Here is a 20,206-nt window from a genome sequence, read left to right on the forward strand (position 1 = left end):
CAACTTTTTGACTTGATCCTTTTTGATTTAAAATCTTTTTCAGAAAAGCCATAAAGAGGGCTGTTTTCATTAATGATATGCACTAGAGTCCAACTAAGTGTTAAAACGTTTACATGATCATATTCAAGTTCTAATGGATAAAATTTGTTAACCCATTTTCCTTTTTCCTCTACTTTCAGACCTAATGTTATTTTTGCTACGGCATCTGTTAACGTTGTATTTTTAAAAGGTGCAACTCTCATCATCAGCGCCACACCTCCTTGAAAAGGAGTAATTAGTGCATTATGAGAAAATTTTAAATAAGCTTGAGGTTTACTAAATCTACCGTATAACAAACCCGTTGCTAATGCAAAAGCTAATAACCCCATTAGAGCTTCAATAGAAGCTACAGCGCTTGTCAAAAAACCTTCAGGATTAATATGTCCATACCCTACTGTTGTAAAAGTTTGTGCACTAAAAAAGTAAGCTTTTCCAAATTTTTCTAATTCGTTGATAGCTGTAATGCCATTCAGATGTTCTACTCCTATTATATAGTATATAGAGGCAAACAGAAAATTAATCATTACAAACACTGCTAATATTACCAGATGAAATTTCCAAATGGGTAATTGCAAAAGAGTATGAAACCAACTAATTTGATCAAATAACGGAATTCCTGTTTTAATGACATTTGCTGATCCATCTTTACTAACAAAACGTCCTCCATAATTTTCAGGATTTGAACCAAATCCCGTGTGTTCATCTGTTGTTAACCTTCTTGTTTTCCTTCCAAACACTGCCATCCCTTTTTTTTTCGTAAATTTACCATATATTTTATTAAAAACATTAACTGTGAGATTAACTAAATTATTCCAATCGTTTTTTGAGAGCGAAAAAGCCAGTGGCATTATCTTAATATTCTGTACTATCTTTTCTATAGCCATAACAAATTCAGTTTTTGGAGAAAGTTATTCCCATTTATGGCATATTAAAGTTGGTAGCTTTTCAATAGAGCATATTATTAATGATGGTTTGATGACTATTTTTTTTCTAATGATCGGTTTAGAATTAGAACGCGAAATTTATATCGGAGAATTATCGAAAATTAAAAATGCGCTACTTCCTATTTTAGGTGCTTTAGGAGGAATGCTTATCCCCGCTGGACTTTATTTCCTTTCTAATCAAAATACACCTTATACAAATGGAATAGGAATTCCTATGGCAACAGACATTGCTTTTGCTATTGGTATTTTATCTTTATTAGGTAATCGTGTCCCTGTTTCACTGAAAATTTTTCTAACTGCTCTAGCTGTTATCGATGATTTAGGAGCTATCATCGTTATTGCCTTGTTTTATTCTACGGATATGAATTGGATGAATTTAGGCATAGCTATGGGAATATTTAGCATACTATTAGTAATGAATCGAATGAAGTTTTATAAACTTTGGCCTTATTTAATCTTAGGAGTTATAATGTGGTATTTTATGCTACATTCCGGAGTTCATGCTACCATTACAGGTGTTTTATTAGCCTTTGCCATTCCTTTTGAAAACGGAACAGAAAACACCATTTCTTACAAATTAGAACACGCATTACACAAACCTGTTGCATTCATTATTCTCCCTATTTTTGCTTTAGCCAACACGGCTATCGTTCTTTCATTTGATAGTAATGAAGGCTTATTACCTAGCTATGGATTGGGAATTATTTTGGGTTTGGTTGTAGGAAAACCATTAGGAATTACGTTTTTTTCTTGGTTATCTGTAAAACTAAAATGGGCAAAACTCCCAAAAGATCTCAATTGGAGTACAATTTTTGGAGCTGGTATATTAGGCGGAATAGGATTTACCATGTCTATTTTCATAGATCTATTAGCTTTTACAGATGCTACTATAATTAACAACTCCAAGTTGTATATTATCATTGGCTCTTTACTAGCAGGAATCACGGGTTTATTCTACTTAAAAGGTGTTTTAAAAGAAAAAAAATCATAGAAGAAATAGGGTGGGTTTGTTCCATTTCCATAAAACTCAAAAACACGTAGCTCTTTTGGTTTTAAGATTTCTTATTTTGTTATTACAAACCCAGATTTCGTTTAAGAAATTCATTACCAAAAAAAATGATTTTGAATCTAAAAAAAAGGAGTATTTTTTAGATTCAATGTGGTAAAACTACAGCTTCGGAAAAAAGTCCGTACATTTTTATCTTCTTTGCTCTTTTCCTCTTCATCGCAAAGTCTAGGTAAAGATCTTCTATCTCCAATTACATAGAGTATTCTTGCTAAAAACCGAAATATACTTGACAAAAAAAGATTCTTTTTTCTTATTTATCTACTATAAAAATTTCTTTTTTGACACAAATCAGTGATATATCACTAATTGAGAGTCCTAATTTCAAATTAAGAAGAGTAAAAAAAGGAAAAGGTTCAAGTAAATCTGTACTTGAACCTTTTTAAATTAAAATTAACTAATAAATATAATCTGTGATCAGACTATTCTCTTCTTACTTTTTCTGCATTTAATACTATAAAAAATGGAAGGTTTTCCAGATTAGCTACTACATGAGTAACTAATAAAATCAATCACAAGAACAAAACATTTTTTGTATAGAACCCAAACTTATAAATTGTAACAGGAAAACCTAACCCATTTAATATTCAAAAAATTATAAAAACAGAAATAAAAGCTTTTTGTACTATTAATTATCATGCAACATTTTAAAATCCTTCAAAATAGTTTCATAGGCTAAAATTGCATTTATAATATTATTTTTATCAGCAAAGGGCGTAATTGACTTCTGACAACTTTCCGTCTCTGAAACAAAATACTTAATAACTTCATGCTGTCTGTCTAAAAATTTACCATGCGTTGAATTTTCAGGGATCCCTATATCCTGCATAGATATGCCTGCTTTATTTGTCAAGGCAATAAAAGGAATTCGATGAATTAAAACTCGAATACGTTCTAAATATAAATCTACTAATCCTCCTTTTTGCATTTCCTCCAATTCCTTTTTTTCGTGAAATTTGGTAACACGTGCTGTTGGATCAATTATACTTTTTGAAACATTTTTATTTTGTGCACTTATATCATTAAAAAATGTTAAAACAAAAAAAGCTAAAGTTAAAATCTTCTTCATTTTATTAATACTTTTACATACTACAAAAATAAACAAGCTTTATTTTAGGAAAGTTGACCGTCGTCAATGTTTTAAAAAAACTATTTTTAATGAGCTTTGAAATAACAAAATACACCTTTAGAAGTCATGAGCTTCTTAAAAATGTAAAATCAAAATTTTTACAAGAACTAGAAGCCAATAAATCAATTGAAAACTACTCCAAAGGAAATATCCTTTATGAAGAAGGTACAGAAGCTAAAGCTGTATATAGATTAATAAAAGGGAAGGTAAAAATAGAACAACTCAACCAAGATGGCAAAACAAGAATTGTATACATTTTTGTAGAAGGAGAATTTTTTGGATTTAGGCCATTATTGAGTAGCGAAAAACACCCCGTAACTGCCATTCTATTAGAAGATAGTCAAGTAGAAGTTTACGAAGGAAATAAATTTATTGAAATCACTAAAAAATCACCTAATTTATCATTTAACTTAGTTCAAATTTTAAGTTTTGAATTCAATGTTTGGATAAATCTAATCTCCTCTCTTTCTCATAAATCCGCAAAAGAAAAAATTGCTTTAATTTTGCTCATTTTAGATGAAAAGTATAGGACAGAAAAGGAAGAATATGAAATATCTATGACAAAATCAGACATAGCTAAATATTCTGAAACTTCTGAAGAAACAGTCGTTAGAGTAATTAGTTTCTTTGAATCAGAAGGTATTTTAATTAATAATAGCAGAACTATAAAAATAGTAAACATTAAATTGCTTTCGATTCTTTCAGAAGGTTTTTAATGGAATACATCTAATTGATCAATAAATTTTTAAACGTCAACCTATAATTTTCTAGAATTTTAACTTTGTCTAAAACTCCATAAAATTTATTATTCTTGACGACAATAAGACTCATTATTTCCTTTGTATCAAATTTATTCATTATCTCATCAAGATCATCATGAACATCAACCACTAAAAAAGATTTTGACATGACCTCTTCTATTTTTGTAAATCTAACTTGAAAGGGATTAAATAAACGCTTTTTTATTGCATCATAGTATACTACGCCTATAACATCTTGCTCCTTAGTGAGCACAGGAAAAATAGTTTGTTCGCTATCAAATATGATGGCTATAATTTTATCCAACAAATCTTCTGGACATACTGTTTGAATATTAACGTCTATTAATTTTGCCACTTCTATGCTTTGTAAAATATTTTTATCTTTATTACTTGTAAACACATCGCCTGAGCCAGCTAATGCTTTTACATCCATAGAATACTCTTCAAAACGTTTAGAAACGGCATAACTTACAGAGGAAACAATCATTAGTGGAATCATTAAGTCATAACCTCCTGTAATTTCACCAATCAAGAAAATAGCCGTGAGGGGAGCATGAAACAGTCCACTAAGTATACCTGCCATTCCCACTATCGTAAAATTTGTTACAGGTAATTGAGAAATTCCTAATATATTGATTGTTTTAGCTACTACAAATCCTAAATAGGATCCTACAAATAAAGAAGGCGCAAAATTCCCTCCGTTTCCTCCACTTCCTAAAGTAATTCCTGTGGCTATAGATTTTACAAAAACAATAACTCCTACAAAAAAAATCAAAACCCATTTTTCATCTTTAACAGATTCTAATAAGGTGTTTTCTAAAAGCACTTCGGGATGAGAAGTCGACAAGATTTTAATACTTTCATATCCCTCCCCAAATAAGGTAGGGAAAAAGAAAATTAAGATTGCTAAAATCAATGCTCCAAAAATAGCTTTCGCATATATTCTTTCTGAAAAATGATTAAAAAAATGTTCTACCCTTCTAAAGGTTCGAGCATGGTAAACAGACACCAACCCAGCCAACACTCCCAATAAAACATAAAAAAATGTGTTTGAAAAATTAAATACTTGTACTTTTTGAAAGCTCAAAATGACCTCACCACTAATTACTATCTTACTAACTAAAGCTCCTGTTGCTGCCGAAATCATTATAGGAATGAATGCAGAGATAGATATATCAGCCAGTATAACCTCTATAGTAAAAAGAACGCCTGCAATTGGCGCATTAAATGCCGCACCAATCCCCGCTGCTACTCCACATGCCAGCAATAATATTCTATTCTTTTTAGACAAGGAATAATTTTGCGCGTAATTAGACCCAAATGCAGCCCCTGTAATAACAATTGGACTTTCTAATCCTGCTGATCCTCCCAAACCAACAGTCAGGGAACTGGTCATGATTTGAGCATACATTTGTTTTCGGGGTACTATCCCTCCTTTTTTAGCAATAGAATGTAAAATTTTTGCACTTCCTTTTTCTATACTTCCTCCCAAAAATCGTCTAATTACAAAAACTGTTAAGATCAAACCTATAATGGGCAACATACTATTAGGATATGGCAATCTGAGGTATTTATTAAGTAGATTAGCCCAAATAAACACTTTGTGTGCAAAGGTTTTAAGAAAGATTACGGCAAAAGAAACTGAAATTGCAATTGCTACACTGGATAGATATAAAAAATTGCGTTCAGAAAGCATTTCTTTTGCTTTAAAAAAGAAATACTCCAAACGAGCAAAAATAGTTCTAAAAAAAAGTTGGATCTTGGCTGAAACTCTCCTTGGCATAATTTAATTTATAGTATGCCAAATATAGATAATAATAAACAAATCATTCTATAAAAAAGAGGGTGTCTAAAAAGTAGTGGCTTAACATCTAATTTATCACTTCGACAACAGGAGAAGTCAAATTGTCAGCCTATTTGATTTCTCCCTTTGGTCGAAACGACATTTTTAGAGCACTCTCTTAAGCGTATTATTTTGTTAAATACATTTTTCTTCTAGAGTACAATTCGTAAAATTGATCATCTTTTAAATCATCAATAAACAAGATACTTTCTCCTGTTGATTTCATTTCGGGTCCTAATGCTTTATTTACACCTGGAAATTTATTGAATGAAAATACAGGTTGTTTGATAGCAAAACCGTTTAATTCTGGAGTAAATGTAAAATCTGTTACTTTTTTATCTCCTAACATGACTTTAGTAGCATAGTTTACATAAGGTTCACCATAAGCTTTTGCTATAAAAGGTACGGTACGCGATGCTCTTGGATTAGCTTCTATAATATAAACGGTATCGTCTTTTATGGCAAACTGAATATTTATCAAACCTACTGTTTTTAATGCTTTTGCAATTTTTTCGGTATGATCTTTTATTTGTTGCATTACAAACTCTCCTAAGTTAAAAGGAGGTAAAGTTGCATTGCTATCTCCTGAATGTACTCCACAAGGCTCAATGTGCTCCATGATTCCTATTATGTACACATTTCCGTCAGCATCGCAAATAGCATCTGCCTCTGCTTCTATAGCCCCATCTAAATAATGGTCTAACAACAATTTATTATTTGGAATATGTTTTAAGATTTCAATAACGTGTTCTTCTAGTTCTTGTTTATTGATTACAATCTTCATCCCTTGTCCTCCTAATACATACGAAGGACGTACTAATAATGGAAAATCTAATTCATCTGCTAATTTGACTGCTTCTTCAGCATTTTCAGCTACTCCAAACCTAGGAAATGGAATCTTTAATTCTGTTAATAATTCCGAAAAACGCCCTCTGTCTTCTGCCAAGTCTAAAGCATCAAAACTTGTTCCTATAATTTTAATGCCGTATTTACTTAATTTTTCAGCTAATTTTAGGGCTGTTTGTCCTCCTAATTGAACAATTACTCCTTCAGGTTTTTCGTGACGAATAATATCATAAATATGTTCCCAAAAAACTGGTTCAAAATACAGCTTATCGGCTGTATCAAAATCAGTAGAAACCGTTTCAGGATTGCAATTAATCATGATGGTTTCATAGCCACATTCTTTAGCTGCTAAAACACCATGCACACAAGAATAATCAAATTCAATTCCTTGTCCAATTCGGTTAGGTCCTGAACCTAAGACTACCACTTTCTTTTTATCTGTAACAATACTTTCATTAGATACATATCTAGTTCCGTCCGCTTTTTCAATTTCTGCTTCAAAAGTAGAATAGTAGTAGGGTGTTTGTGCTTTAAATTCAGCTGCACATGTATCTACCAACTTGTACACACGCTGAACATTCATTTCTTCTCTTAGTGTATGTACTTGACTTTCTAAACAACCTAACATGTGTGCTATTTGGCGATCACCGTATCCTTTTTGTTTTGCTTCAAGCAATAGTTCTTTTGGCAAAGTATCTAATTGGTATTTAGAAATTTCTTTTTCTAATAAATACAACCCTTCATATTCTTTCAAGAACCACATATCTATTTTTGTGATTTCATGAATTCTTGATAATGGAATCCCCATAGCTATTGCATCATATATAACAAATACACGATCCCAACTTGCATGAGTGAGTTTTTCTATAATTTGTTCATAATTTTTATATCCTTTGCCATCTGCTCCTAAACCATTACGTTTAATTTCTAAGGATTGCGTGGCTTTGTGTAATGCTTCCTGAAAAGAACGCCCAATTCCCATTACCTCCCCAACGGATTTCATCTGCAAGCCTAATGTTCTGTCAGAGCCTTCAAATTTATCGAAATTCCAACGAGGAATTTTTACAATGACATAATCTAACGTAGGTTCAAATAGAGCGGAAGTTGATTTTGTAATTTGGTTTTGCAATTCATCTAACGTATAGCCTAGGGCTAATTTAGTAGCTATTTTGGCAATTGGATACCCTGTAGCTTTTGAAGCTAATGCTGATGAGCGTGATACTCGTGGGTTGATTTCAATGGCTACGATATCTTCTTTATCATCTGGAGAAACTGCAAATTGCACATTACACCCTCCTGCAAAGTTGCCAATGCTACGCATCATGTGCATAGCCATATCGCGCATTTTCTGGAAAGTTGTATCTGATAGGGTCATAGCTGGTGCTACTGTAATACTATCTCCTGTATGAATACCCATTGGATCCATATTTTCAATGGTACAGATAATGACAACGTTATCGTTTTTATCGCGCAACAATTCTAATTCGTACTCTTTCCATCCTAAAAGCGCTTTATCAATTAGCACTTCATGTATAGGTGAAGCCTCTAAACCACGGGTTAATAAGGCATCAAAATCTTCTTTTTTATGTACGAAAGCAGCTCCTGTTCCTCCTAATGTAAATGAAGGACGAATTACTAATGGGAAACCAAATTCTTGTGCGATTTCTTTTCCTTTTAAAAAAGAATTAGCTGTCTTAGCAGGCGCTTGTGGAATTCCTATTTTATTTAAGAGTTCTTTAAATTTATCTCGATCTTCTGTGATATTGATAGCATTCACATCAACCCCAATCAATTTTACACCAAAATCTTCCCAAATTCCTTTATCTTCTGCTTCTAGGCACAAATTTAAAGCCGTTTGTCCTCCCATAGTTGGAAGTACTGCATTAATTTGTGGATGGGCTTTAAGGATTTCAATAATTGATTTTGTAGTTAATGGCTTTAGATAAACATGATCTGCCATAGAAGGATCCGTCATAATAGTTGCAGGATTCGAATTGATTAAGATCACTTCAATTCCTTCTTCTCTTAATGAACGAGCAGACTGAGAACCTGAATAATCAAATTCACAAGCTTGACCAATAATAATAGGTCCTGATCCAATAATTAAAACCGATTTAATAGAATTGTCTTTAGGCATTGTGTGTGTTGTTTGTGCTGTTAGTCAGTAGTATTCGTGTATTAATTTTTTATTTTTATGGGGATCTGAAAAAAGCATTTCAGAATTAAAATTTTAAAAAAAAGGCGTTACCAATAAAAGTAACGCCTTTGTATAGATTGTTAAACAATCATTATTTTTTGTGTCTTGGTTCAGAAGAAACGGTTAACTTATGTCTTCCTTTAGCACGACGACGAGCAAGAACTTTTCTTCCGTTTACAGAAGCCATTCTTTCCATAAATCCGTGTTTATTTCTTCTTTTTCTTTTCGATGGTTGAAATGTTCTCTTACTCATAGCTTTTTATCTTTAAAATCCTGTATATTTATCTAGTTATTTGGTTTTCTCAAAACCGAGTGCAAATATACAACCATTTTTTATTTCTGCAAATCCTTTTTTAAAATAATATCAAAAAACAAGGAACTTTTATTAGATCACTTAAAAAGTTCACTTTATTTGTTGTATAACTTTTCTATATTTGCACCACATTAAAAAGGAATCACTATGTTTCACAGAAATATTAAATTAGCATTAGCAGCTTTGCTACTCATTACAGGAATTTGGCAATTTACGGATAATAATATCGGAAATGGTATCTTTTTATTACTTCTTACTATCATTCCTGTCTTTTTATATTTTCGTAACGAGTACATTTTACTTGCATTCTTAAAATTAAGAAATCAGGATTTTGCTGGAGCTAAAAACTGGTTAGACAAAATTAAGAATCCTGAGACGGCTTTAATTCAAAAACAACAGGGATACTATAATTATCTAAACGGACTCATGGTTTCTCAAACGAACTTAAATCAAGCAGAAAAGTTTTTCAAGAAAGCTATCTCATTAGGATTATCTATGGATCAAGATTTAGCACTAGCTAAATTAAATCTAGCAGGAATAGCATTGTCTAAGAGAAGAAAAATAGAAGCTACTACCCTTTTAAATGAAGCAAAAAAGTTAGACAAGCACAATATGCTGAAAGAACAGATAGGCATGATGAAAGAACAATTAAAAAGAATTTAACTACAAAATATGTTAAAATTTAAAAACCGCACCTAACCCGTGCGGTTTTTTACTATATTTAGGGTAGATAATCGACAAAAGATACTGTTAGTCGGATTTTTTATTCCATTAAGAGTGAGAACTTTATCTTCGCAGCAAATAATAAACATGAAAAAGTTATATTTTTTAATAGTTGCGTTATTTTCAATTTTTAGTTTTTGCCAAGATCAGGTAATAACTACAAGTTTTCCTGACGCATTAAGAGCTCATTTAGGAAAGTATAATCAAAAGGTAAATTATGCTTACGAGAAAAATGACTTTCAGACTTCTAAAATGTTATTTGATTCATTAGTTAACTTTCATCTTAAAGGAACTCGTTTTGAAGATTACACTTTTAAAACGTTTGACCGAAAAAAACTTCAATTAAGCAGTATTCAAAAACCTATCTTTATTCTTACTTATGCCTCTTGGTGTGTCCCTAGCAAAGGGGAGTTTCAGGCATTAAATAAACTAGCAGAAAAGCACGCTAAGGACATTAAATTCATTTTATTATTTTGGGATAAACGAAAAAACATCAAAGAAATAGCTCGAAAGTTCAACAATAACATAGACGTTTGTTATGCTAATGAATCCTATGAAAATGATGCTCCTATAGTTGCTCATTTAAAACACACATTAGGCTTTCCTACCTCCTTCTTTTTAGACGAAAAGTTAAGAATTGTTGACATCAAACGGGGAGGTGCACATCCTCAACCTAATTCTAGCTTTTCAAATGCTTTAACAATGAACTACGACACATTTAATATAGGCCTAAAATCTATTATTTTAGAAAAAAAAATGAATACAAGTCAGATTTCTGACTCTAATTAGCTACTTTTCCAAAAACATCTTACTTCCTATAACAATCAATATAATGCTGAAAATTTTTTTCAGCATTTTTTGATCTAAATTAACAGCCAACTTACTCCCGACATAACTACCTACCACAAAAAATAAAGCTATTACTCCAGCATATTTCCAGTTAATATACCCTTCTTTATAATAATTAAACACAGCCAAAGCCGTAACTGGCACTACTAATACAGCCAAACTAGTACCTTGGGCTTGATGTTGTGAAAAACCTAACATAAAAACCATCATAGGCACCATTATAATTCCTCCTCCTACTCCTACTAAGCCACTCAACATTCCTGCTAACAACCCTGTGATTATTAAAACAATTATTGTTATTGTATTCATACGCTCAATTTTTATTTATTATCATCTAAATTCAACCTTTTTATTTAACGGGTAAATCTAAAATATATTTTTTCTTATTAGGGTTATCCAATTTTACATCTCGCAACCAGGGATTCATCAATTTTAATTCTTTATAGTTGACTCCTTGGCTTTTAGCAAATTTAGCCAAATCTGTAATTGTACTATCTACTTCTATTTTCTTTGTTTTTAACGTTTTGTACAACTCCGTTTCATTTAACTCAAATCCATATTGTTTTGGGTTTTTCATAATTTCTTTTAATGCTAAAATTCTAAATACGTATCGAAATGTTTCATCTGTAAGCAACAAATCGTAGTAGTTAGTAACAAATTGCTGATTAATAGCTTTTTGCAAACCATTCATTCCTCCATTATAAGAGGCAGCCGCTAAAGTCCAAGAACCAAATTTTTCTTTTGCTTTTAGTAAATATCCACAAGCTGCTTGTGTTGCTTTTTCTAAATGGTAGCGTTCATCAACTCCTTCTGTAACTTCCATTCCATTTTCTTTAGCTGTTTGAGGCATAAATTGCCAAAAACCTTTTGCTCCTGAAGGCGATGTAGCATTGGTCAGAGAACTTTCTATAACAGCTAAATATTTAAAATCATCAGGCACGTTGTTTTTAGCTAAAATAGGTTCAATGATAGGAAAAAAGCGATACGCTCTTTTGATAATCAGTATAGTAGAACCATGCATATACTCGTTGATAACTAGTTCCCGATCTAATCTTTCACGCACGTCAGGTATATCAAGAGGCACTTCTTCTCCGCAAAAATCAATCTTTATTGGGAAAAGATGATTATCTTTCCAACTTACTAGCATAAAAACAATACATAAAATAAAAAAAACAATATTTCTCAACTTCATTTTATTCCATTATTAATTTAGGTAAATTTTCATTTAACCATTTGTATTTATTTAAAACCATAATATGAGTTCCTCCTTTAACATTTATATATTTTTCTATATTTTTTACAGGAAAAACCTCATCTGCATCTCCCTGAATATGAATTACTTTAGGATCTGGCTCATTTCTTCCCCAACATACGACTTGTTCTATAGCCCAATCTAAGTACTCTTTTTCGGTACGTGTCATAAATTTTTTGTACAACTCTACTCTTTGTTTTACAATTCCTTTTCCAAAAACGTATTTAGCTAAGGTTTCTATATTTTTAGCTAACCCTGTGGGTAATATTTTATACAACTTAGTTCTTTTTGCAATTTTCATCCTTTTAGGTAATTCTTCATTACTCTTTACACTTGAAATAATGATGATCTTTTTAGGATTTATAAATTGTGCCATTTCTTGCACCAGAATACCTCCAAAGGAAACCCCTATTAAAACAATATTTTCGCCCGATACTTTTTCCGACATTCTTTGAGCATACTCTTTAAGAGTTTCGTTTTGTTGAGGCATTTCCCACTCTAAAAAACACATATCAAAAAGATCCTCTGGTAATTGAATCCGTTCAAATATTTTTGAACTGGCAGCCATTCCTGGCATAAAATATACTTGCAACTTAGACATTACTTTATTTTTATTATTTTTTGACTAAATTAATTATTTATTCTGGCAGTAAAACAGTAGCATAAAAAAAACTTTTTATTTAAAATTGCAAAAAAAATAAAATGAAAAATTTAGCTCTTAAGTGGAAAATAGCTTTTAAAATTTTCCCTATTATTTTGATTGTTGGAATTTTTAAATTACTGAGTCATTACTATAATTTTGAACTAATGGAACTCAATGCTCTTTTTACTAGTTTAGTTGCTGGTACTATTTTTCTAATTGGATTTCTAATTAGTGGTGTGTTATCTGACTACAAAGAGAGCGAAAAATTGCCAACAGAATTGGTTTGTTCTATGCGCACTTTACAAGATGATACACTTACAATCAGTAAATCTAAAAATTCAGAAGCGGCTAAAAACTTTTTAGAATACCAAAAAGAACTGCCTAGGTTTATTAAAAAATGGCTTTACAAAACAGAAAGCACTTCTTCTCTTTTAGCCTATATTAGCTCTATTAATGATCATCTGGTTAATCTTGAAAAAGAAGAAATTCAGGCTAATTATATCATAAAAATGAAAAATGAACAAAATCAATTGCGCAAAACCATTATGAGAATGGATACAATACGTGACACTGATTTTGCTGTTTCTGCTTATGCTATTGTTGAGGCTATGGCGTTTTTAACTTCAATTGGATTAATTATTATTAAAATAGAGCCTTTTTTAGCAGCCATGTTTCTTACTGTACTTATTACCTTCTTAATTTGGTATATGTTGTTTTTGATTAAAGATTTAGACAATCCTTTTGATTATGTTGAGAATGGCGAAACGGGAACTGAAATTTCACTTAAACCTTTACATGATTTCATTGCTGAATTTAAACATTCAGCATAAAAGGAAGTCGCCCAAAAAGATTTTAATCTGATCGTTTAATTTTGTTGAGTTCCTTCGCTCAAATCTACTTTTTATTGATTCGAATGAAGGAACCTGCAAAAAATTACAAAAAGCACTGACAATATGATTCTCCCTCCTTTTGAGGTAAAAAATAAATATTGAAATATAACTTTTTAGACATCTTATTTTATCAAGTATAAAAGACACTAGTCTTTCACAAATTCTATCCTTACACTTCCATCTTCGTCTATCTTAGACAGCTTAACTTCATGCAATGAATTAACTAATTCTGGATTCCATGGTGTTTTTACTTTTACATAATTTTCTGTAAATCCATGAATATAGCCTTCTTTATTTTCTCCTTCAAAAAGAACTGTTCTATTGGTTCCAATTTGACTTTCATAAAAAGCGCGGCGTTTTTTTACAGACAAACCACGTAACATTTTTGAGCGTTTGGCTCGCACATTTCCAGGAACTACGCCTTCCATTCCTGCAGCTTCTGTATTATCTCTTTCTGAATAGGTAAATACGTGAAGATATGAAATATCTAAATTATGTAAAAAATTATACGTTTCTAAGAATAGTTCGTCTGTTTCTCCTGGAAAACCAACAATAACATCTACACCAATACAGGCATGGGGCATTACTTCTCGTATTTTAGTGACACGATCTGAATATAACTCGCGTAAATAACGACGTTTCATGCGTTTTAATATTGTATTAGAACCTGACTGTAACGGAATATGGAAATGAGGAACAAAGGTTCTGCTTTGTGAAACGAAATCAATTGTTTCATTTTTCAACAAATTGGGTTCTATTGAGGATATACGCAACCTTTCGATACCCTCTAGTTCATCTAAGGCTTGAACTAATTCTAAAAAAGTGTGTTCGTGTTTTTTATTTCCAAACTCCCCTTTTCCATAATCTCCGATATTCACGCCTGTTAATACAATTTCTTTAATTCCTTTTTGAGAAATTTCTTGAGCATTTTGCATCACATTTTTCATGGTATCGCTACGAGAAATTCCTCTGGCTAAGGGAATCGTACAATAAGTGCATTTATAATCGCACCCATCTTGCACTTTCAAAAAAGCACGGGTTCTATCGCCTATAGAATAACTTCCTACATAAAAATCTGCTTCCTCTATTTCACATGAATGTACTTCGCCTAAATCATTTTTAGAAAGATCATTCAAATAATCTGTTATCTTAAATTTTTCAGTCGCCCCTAAAACTAAATCAACACCATCTACAGCAGCCAATTCTTCGGGTTTTAACTGTGCGTAACAACCTACGGCAGCTACAAAAGCTTTTTCGTTAAGCTTCATTGCTTTTTTTACAATCTGCTTAAATTGTTTATCTGCATTATCTGTAACGGAGCAAGTATTAATTACATAGATATCAGCTATTTCTTCAAAATCTACGCGATCAAAACCTTCCTCGTGAAAATTTCGTGCAATGGTGGATGTCTCAGAGAAGTTTAATTTACATCCCAGCGTATAAAACGCTACTTTTTTTTTGTTTTCCATAATTTATTCTCAATCAATGAAATCGTTGTCAAAAATTGAGAAGGCAAATTTAACTAGATTTTTTGGTTAAAAAAATAGTAGTTTATTCACTCCCAACTAATTTATTACTATTCTTAATTAAAAGAAAAACACCGATCTTACATTCTGAAATACTAAAAAATCGCTTTAAACAGTAATTTTATATTTACTTCTTTTTTATAAAATCGGTATTTTTTTTATTTATGAAAGTTTTTTGGGGCTAACATATTTTCTGGATTTAAAATATCGTCTAGCTGCTCTTTCGAAAGGATATTATGTTCTAGGACCAAATTGTATACACTTTTGCCTGTTTCTAGTGCTTCTTTAGCTATTTTAGTACTGTTCTTGTAACCTATATAGGGATTTAAAGCGGTTACAATACCTATACTATGTAATACCATTTCACGGCAATGTTCTTCATTGGCGGTAATACCATTAATACATTTTTCTCTTAGGGTATCCATGGCTTGACTCATTAATTGCATGGATTCAAGAATAGCATAAATGAGTACTGGCTCCATTACGTTTAGTTGTAATTGTCCTGCTTCAGCTGCCATAGTAACGGTTAAATCATTTCCTATAACGCGAAAACAAACCTGATTCATTACTTCTGGGATAACAGGATTTACTTTCCCGGGCATGATAGAAGAACCTGGCTGCATGGGAGGCAAATTGATTTCGTTTAGTCCACAACGAGGTCCCGATGACAACAATCGTAGATCGTTACATATTTTTGACATTTTGATTGCCATACGTTTTAAAGCGGAAGAATAAATTACGTAGGATCCTGTATCTGGTGTTGCTTCAATTAAGTTTGGAGCTGATACTATAGCTAAACCTGTAATTGTCGCTAATTTTTCCGCACATAACTGAGCATATCCTATGGGTGCATTTAGCCCTGTACCAATGGCGGTTGCTCCCATATTAATTTCTAAAAAAAGATTTGAGTTTTGTGTTAGTCGATCTATTTCTTCTTCTAAAGTAGCTGCAAAAGCTTCAAATTCTTGCCCTAAAGTCATTGGAACTGCATCTTGTAACTGGGTGCGTCCCATTTTTAAAACATGTTTAAACTCTTCTCCTTTTTTTCTAAAAGATGTTATTAATTGTTTTAAATGCGAAATTAGATTCATATTAGAGCGTATAGCTCCAATTTTTATAGCGGTTGGATACGCATCATTTGTAGATTGCGATAAGTTTACATGGTCATTAGGTGAGCAAAATTGATACTGCCCTTTTTCATATCCCATGATTTCTAGAGCTCTATTGGCTAAAACTTCGTTAATATTCATGTTTGTTGAAGTTCCTGCTCCTCCTTGAATCATATCTACTGGAAATTCGCGATCAAACTTTCCTTCAATCACTTCTTTGGAGGCCTGTACAATAGCATTTTTTATTGGTTCTTCTAGTAACCCTAAGTCAAAATTTGTTTCGGCTGCAGCCCATTTTACATAGGCAAGTCCTTTTATAAATTCGGGAAATTGATACAATCGTACTCCTGAAATATTAAAATTTTCGATGGCGCGTTGTGTTTGCACTCCGTAATAGGCATTTACAGGAACTTGTAAATCGCCTAATAAATCATTTTCTATTCTATACATTTTTTGAAAGCTAAAAAACCACGAATTTACACTCGCGGTTTCTTATTTTAATTTATTTTTTGGTTATTCTTTTCTATATTTTTTAGTTTCTTCGAAAACGTGTTCTAAAATTTCAACATCTTGTTCTGAAAATTCAATATTACGTCTTGACATCACAATTTTAGCAGTTTGAAAGGCTTTTTCGGTAAGATAAGTGGTGAACCCAGAAGCGCCTCCCCAAGAAAAACTAGGTACAAAATTACGAGGAAATCCAGCACCAAAAATATTAGCAGAAACACCTACAACGGTACCTGTATTAAACATAGTATTAATTCCACATTTACTATGATCTCCCATCATTAAACCACAAAACTGAAGTCCTGTACGGGCGAAAGTTTCTGTTTCATAACTCCAGAGTTTTACTTCTTCATAATTATTTTTCAAATTAGAGTTATTACTATCTGCTCCTATATTACACCATTCTCCTAATACTGAATTTCCTAAGAAACCATCGTGTCCTTTATTAGAATAAGCAAATAGAACTGAATTATTAATTTCTCCTCCTACTCTACTGTGAGGACCAACCGTAGTAGCTCCATAAATTTTGGTTGCTAATTTTACTTGTGCTTCTTCACATAAGGCAAAAGGACCACGGATAACCGATCCTTCCATTATTTCTGAATTTTTACCGATATAAATTGGCCCTGTAGAAGCATTTAAGGTTACAAATTCTAGCTTGGCACCTTCTTCTATAAAAATATTTTCAGGAGCAATTACATTCACCGATTTAGGAATTGGTTGTGAGGTTCTTCCTTCTGTAATCAATTCAAAATCTTCACGAAGCGCTATATCGTTTTTAGCAAAAATATCCCATGTATGTTCGATTGTAATACAATCCACTGTGCATTCTATTATTTCAAATGCATCAAAATCTACTTCTTGATTTTCTTTACTATAAAAAGCGACTACTTCCTCTTTATAAAAAACCGCTTGATTTTCTTCTAAAGACTTGATCATTTCCACCAATACATCATTAGGTAAAAAAGAAGCGTTAATCATGATATTTTCTTCCATTTCTACCATAGGATATTTTTCTGACAAGTATTCCTCGGTAATAGTTGTGGTGGTATATCCTAAAAATTTTTCCCATTTTTCACGAATAGTTAAAATCCCTACTCGAATATCTGCTACGGGACGGGTAAAAGTAAATGGAAGCAAAGCATTGCGTACATTTCCATCAAAAAGTATGTAGTTCATATATTTTTATAATTTTATATAAAGATGTCTAAAAAACTGACAATATTGCCCTTTATATACCTAAAGAATAGATCATATACTATTAAGTATAAGAATCCTCCTACCGTCTGAATAACAAAGTAAATATTGTTTTTTGCTTTTAGAACACCTTCTTTTAATATTTCAAAAATAAGCAAATTCCATTTTTAAATTAGCAATTTTTCATAAATTTCAAAAAAATGTTAAAAATAAAAAAGCACCACTTTCGTGGTGCTTCTATTAACTATATCAAACCCAATATTATTTATTGAATTTAGCGTATTTCGTTTTGAATTTATCAATACGTCCTGCTGTATCAACCAATTTAGATTTACCAGTGTAAAAAGGGTGAGAAGAACGAGAAATCTCCATTTTGAATACTGGATATTCTACACCTTCATGTGTAATTGTTTCTTTTGTTTCAACTGTAGATTTAGTAATAAATACATCATCGTTTGACATATCTTTGAAAGCTACTAATCTGTAATTTTCTGGGTGGATTCCTTTTTTCATAATAAATCTGTTTATGTTTTGCTGCATTCAATCTTGATGCTTTTATCACTAAAAGGTATTGATTTACAACAGCTTTTATTGTATAATACTTTTAATTCAGGCTGCAAATTTAATATATTTTTTTAATATACAAATTATTATGTAACATTTTTAGTTTTAAAACTACTTACTATCAAAATACTTATATTTGTTAAACTAAAATCAGAACATTAAATTATGAACGAGATTATCAAAAAAAACGGGGTTCAATATGGATTGGTCATAGGACTCATTTCAATATTGACTACGCTTTTCATCTACCTTATCAATATTGAATTATTTACTTCGGGATGGATTACTTTTATTAAGTATGGACTTTATCTTATTGTCATCCTTCTATTATTAAGAAAGACTCAAAAAGATTTTGAAACAGGGATTACTTTTAAAGAAACTTTTACGACTTATTTTATTGCTACTACCATTGGAATACTTATGGGATCTCTTTTTGAACTAATTTTATTTAATATTGTAGATCCTTCCTTAAAAGAAAGTGTAAAGGAAATTATAATTAAAGAAACCGGTACTATGCTTCAAAAATTTGGAACACCAAGATCGGTTATTAAAGAATCTATTAAACAACTTGAAACGCAAGATCAGTTCTCAATAGGAAACTTTTTTAAAGGAACTATTTTTACAATTTTAATAAGTGCAATTTTTGGCTTAATTTTGTCTGCATTTTTCAAAACAAAATCGTCAAATCAACTATAGAGTGGATATATCAATTATAATACCCTTATTAAACGAACAAGAATCATTACCGGAATTATCTTCATGGATTGAACGTGTTATGATTCAGAATCAGTATTCATACGAAGTCCTGTTTATTGACGACGGAAGTACCGATGATTCTTGGCAAGTGATACAACAATTAGCATCAAAAAACGAAAACTTAAAAGGAATTCGTTTTTTGCGCAATTATGGAAAAAGTCAGGCTTTACATGCTGGTTTTTCTAAGGCAGAAGGTCACGTAGTCATTACTATGGATGCTGATTTACAAGACAGTCCTGATGAAATTCCAGAACTCTATCAAATGATTATTAAAGAAAATTTTGATTTAGTTTCAGGCTGGAAGAAGAAACGTTATGATAATACTTTAACAAAAAATCTCCCTTCTAAACTTTTTAATGCAGCTGCTAGAAAAACTTCAGGCGTGCAACTCAACGACTTTAACTGTGGTTTAAAGGCGTATAAAAACACGGTAATAAAAAACATAGAGGTTTTTGGGGAAATGCACCGCTATATCCCTGTATTAGCTAAAAATGCAGGCTTTAAAAGAATTGGTGAAAAGGTAGTTCAACACCAAGCTCGAAAATACGGTGAATCTAAATTTGGTATTGATCGTTTTGTAAATGGCTTTTTAGACCTCATTACCATTTGGTTTTTAGGCAAATTTGGAAAAAGACCGATGCATTTATTTGGATTATTGGGTACTGTGATGTTTGTGATTGGTTTTTTATCTGCAGGTTATATAGGTGCTATTAAACTTTGGAAACTTTATACACATCAGGAAACAATTTTAATCACCAATAACCCATGGTTTTACATAGCTCTAACCACAATGATTATAGGTACTCAATTATTTTTAGCAGGCTTTTTAGGCGAAATAATTCTTCGAACCAAAAACAATGAAGAACGATATAAAATTCAAGAAACAATATAAAATTCAAGATTATAATACCCGTAATAAAAACAGACTCATTTTTTTTTAACTATTGAAATAAAAAATTAACTCAAACTGAGCCAACATTTTTTTTGATAGAACCAAGCTTCTCTCATCTGTTTAGGAGATAAAAAATAATTTAAGTCTACAATAACAAAAA

The 20,206-nt window shown here is 31.6% G+C and carries 19 protein-coding genes; 7 read left to right on the forward strand and 12 right to left on the reverse strand.

The window, feature by feature from the left end; translation table 11 throughout:
* On the reverse strand, nucleotides 1-782 hold a 782-nt coding region (locus B0A78_RS09955), incomplete at its 3' end, for an ion channel (RefSeq protein WP_106425341.1).
* A 49-nt stretch (nucleotides 783-831) separates the two neighbouring features.
* On the opposite strand from B0A78_RS09955, the gene nhaA reads away from it, so the two are divergent.
* Entirely contained in the window at nucleotides 832-1,974 is a 1,143-nt protein-coding gene (gene nhaA, locus B0A78_RS09960; protein ID WP_065213171.1) for a Na+/H+ antiporter NhaA, read from the forward strand.
* A 703-nt stretch (nucleotides 1,975-2,677) separates the two neighbouring features.
* Here nhaA and B0A78_RS09965 read toward each other — a convergent pair.
* Nucleotides 2,678-3,118, reverse strand: a complete 441-nt coding sequence (locus tag B0A78_RS09965; RefSeq protein WP_014165139.1) for a hypothetical protein — start codon at nucleotides 3,116-3,118, stop codon at nucleotides 2,678-2,680.
* Between the two features lie 89 nt (nucleotides 3,119-3,207).
* On the opposite strand from B0A78_RS09965, the gene B0A78_RS09970 reads away from it, so the two are divergent.
* On the forward strand, nucleotides 3,208-3,894 hold the full coding sequence (locus B0A78_RS09970; protein WP_014165140.1) for a Crp/Fnr family transcriptional regulator: 687 nt from the start codon (nucleotides 3,208-3,210) through the stop codon (nucleotides 3,892-3,894).
* Between the two features lie 10 nt (nucleotides 3,895-3,904).
* Here the strand turns inward: B0A78_RS09970 and B0A78_RS09975 are convergent, their stop codons facing one another.
* The 3 genes from B0A78_RS09975 to rpmH form a co-directional block, all read right to left on the reverse strand.
* Entirely contained in the window at nucleotides 3,905-5,722 is a 1,818-nt protein-coding gene (locus B0A78_RS09975) for a chloride channel protein (protein WP_065213170.1), read from the reverse strand.
* 187 nt (nucleotides 5,723-5,909) lie between these two features.
* On the reverse strand, nucleotides 5,910-8,765 hold the full coding sequence (gene carB, locus B0A78_RS09980; RefSeq protein ID WP_065213169.1) for a carbamoyl-phosphate synthase large subunit: 2,856 nt from the start codon (nucleotides 8,763-8,765) through the stop codon (nucleotides 5,910-5,912).
* Nucleotides 8,766-8,916: 151 nt separating this feature from the next.
* Nucleotides 8,917-9,078, reverse strand: a complete 162-nt coding sequence (gene rpmH, locus B0A78_RS09985) for a 50S ribosomal protein L34 (RefSeq protein ID WP_014165143.1) — start codon at nucleotides 9,076-9,078, stop codon at nucleotides 8,917-8,919.
* Nucleotides 9,079-9,285: 207 nt separating this feature from the next.
* On the opposite strand from rpmH, the gene B0A78_RS09990 reads away from it, so the two are divergent.
* Both B0A78_RS09990 and B0A78_RS09995 read left to right on the forward strand, forming a co-directional pair.
* On the forward strand, nucleotides 9,286-9,801 hold the full coding sequence (locus tag B0A78_RS09990; RefSeq protein WP_014165144.1) for a hypothetical protein: 516 nt from the start codon (nucleotides 9,286-9,288) through the stop codon (nucleotides 9,799-9,801).
* Between the two features lie 147 nt (nucleotides 9,802-9,948).
* Nucleotides 9,949-10,650, forward strand: a complete 702-nt coding sequence (locus tag B0A78_RS09995) for a TlpA family protein disulfide reductase (RefSeq protein ID WP_014165145.1) — start codon at nucleotides 9,949-9,951, stop codon at nucleotides 10,648-10,650.
* On the opposite strand, the gene B0A78_RS10000 is transcribed toward B0A78_RS09995, so the two are convergent.
* From B0A78_RS10000 to B0A78_RS10010, 3 genes are read right to left on the reverse strand one after another with little or no spacing between them, the layout of a single operon-like run.
* Nucleotides 10,651-11,019: a sulfite exporter TauE/SafE family protein gene (locus B0A78_RS10000; protein ID WP_014165146.1), complete on the reverse strand. Its 369-nt coding sequence runs from the start codon at nucleotides 11,017-11,019 to the stop codon at nucleotides 10,651-10,653.
* Between the two features lie 40 nt (nucleotides 11,020-11,059).
* Nucleotides 11,060-11,857 carry a lytic transglycosylase domain-containing protein gene (locus B0A78_RS10005; RefSeq protein WP_225556197.1) on the reverse strand — a complete coding sequence of 266 codons (798 nt, stop codon included), beginning with the start codon at nucleotides 11,855-11,857 and terminating at the stop codon, nucleotides 11,060-11,062.
* 46 nt (nucleotides 11,858-11,903) lie between these two features.
* Nucleotides 11,904-12,563, reverse strand: coding sequence for an alpha/beta hydrolase (locus B0A78_RS10010; RefSeq protein WP_041253194.1), 660 nt, complete (start codon nucleotides 12,561-12,563; stop codon nucleotides 11,904-11,906).
* Nucleotides 12,564-12,664: 101 nt separating this feature from the next.
* On the opposite strand from B0A78_RS10010, the gene B0A78_RS10015 reads away from it, so the two are divergent.
* Nucleotides 12,665-13,435: a bestrophin-like domain gene (locus tag B0A78_RS10015; protein ID WP_014165149.1), complete on the forward strand. Its 771-nt coding sequence runs from the start codon at nucleotides 12,665-12,667 to the stop codon at nucleotides 13,433-13,435.
* A gap of 206 nt (nucleotides 13,436-13,641) precedes the next feature.
* Here B0A78_RS10015 and mtaB read toward each other — a convergent pair whose 3' ends face one another.
* From mtaB to B0A78_RS10035, 4 genes are all read right to left on the reverse strand, one after another.
* A complete protein-coding gene (gene mtaB, locus B0A78_RS10020) occupies nucleotides 13,642-14,964 on the reverse strand; it encodes a tRNA (N(6)-L-threonylcarbamoyladenosine(37)-C(2))-methylthiotransferase MtaB (RefSeq protein WP_014165150.1) in 1,323 nt (440 codons plus the stop codon).
* A 215-nt stretch (nucleotides 14,965-15,179) separates the two neighbouring features.
* Nucleotides 15,180-16,580 carry an aspartate ammonia-lyase gene (aspA, locus tag B0A78_RS10025; protein ID WP_014165097.1) on the reverse strand — a complete coding sequence of 467 codons (1,401 nt, stop codon included), beginning with the start codon at nucleotides 16,578-16,580 and terminating at the stop codon, nucleotides 15,180-15,182.
* A 63-nt stretch (nucleotides 16,581-16,643) separates the two neighbouring features.
* Entirely contained in the window at nucleotides 16,644-17,816 is a 1,173-nt protein-coding gene (locus tag B0A78_RS10030; protein WP_014165096.1) for a GlmU family protein, read from the reverse strand.
* A 279-nt stretch (nucleotides 17,817-18,095) separates the two neighbouring features.
* Complete coding sequence (locus B0A78_RS10035; protein ID WP_014165095.1) at nucleotides 18,096-18,347, reverse strand: type B 50S ribosomal protein L31; 252 nt, start codon at nucleotides 18,345-18,347, stop codon at nucleotides 18,096-18,098.
* Between the two features lie 216 nt (nucleotides 18,348-18,563).
* Between B0A78_RS10035 and B0A78_RS10040 the strand changes: the two genes are divergently transcribed.
* Nucleotides 18,564-19,094 (forward strand): DUF4199 domain-containing protein, encoded by a 531-nt coding sequence (locus tag B0A78_RS10040; RefSeq protein WP_014165094.1) that lies wholly within the window; start codon nucleotides 18,564-18,566, stop codon nucleotides 19,092-19,094.
* 1 nt (nucleotide 19,095) lies between these two features.
* Nucleotides 19,096-20,046, forward strand: a complete 951-nt coding sequence (locus B0A78_RS10045; RefSeq protein WP_097609643.1) for a glycosyltransferase family 2 protein — start codon at nucleotides 19,096-19,098, stop codon at nucleotides 20,044-20,046.
* Nucleotides 20,047-20,206 lie beyond the last annotated feature (160 nt).

This window comes from Flavobacterium columnare NBRC 100251 = ATCC 23463, assembly GCF_002530675.1.
GTDB lineage: Bacteria > Bacteroidota > Bacteroidia > Flavobacteriales > Flavobacteriaceae > Flavobacterium > Flavobacterium columnare.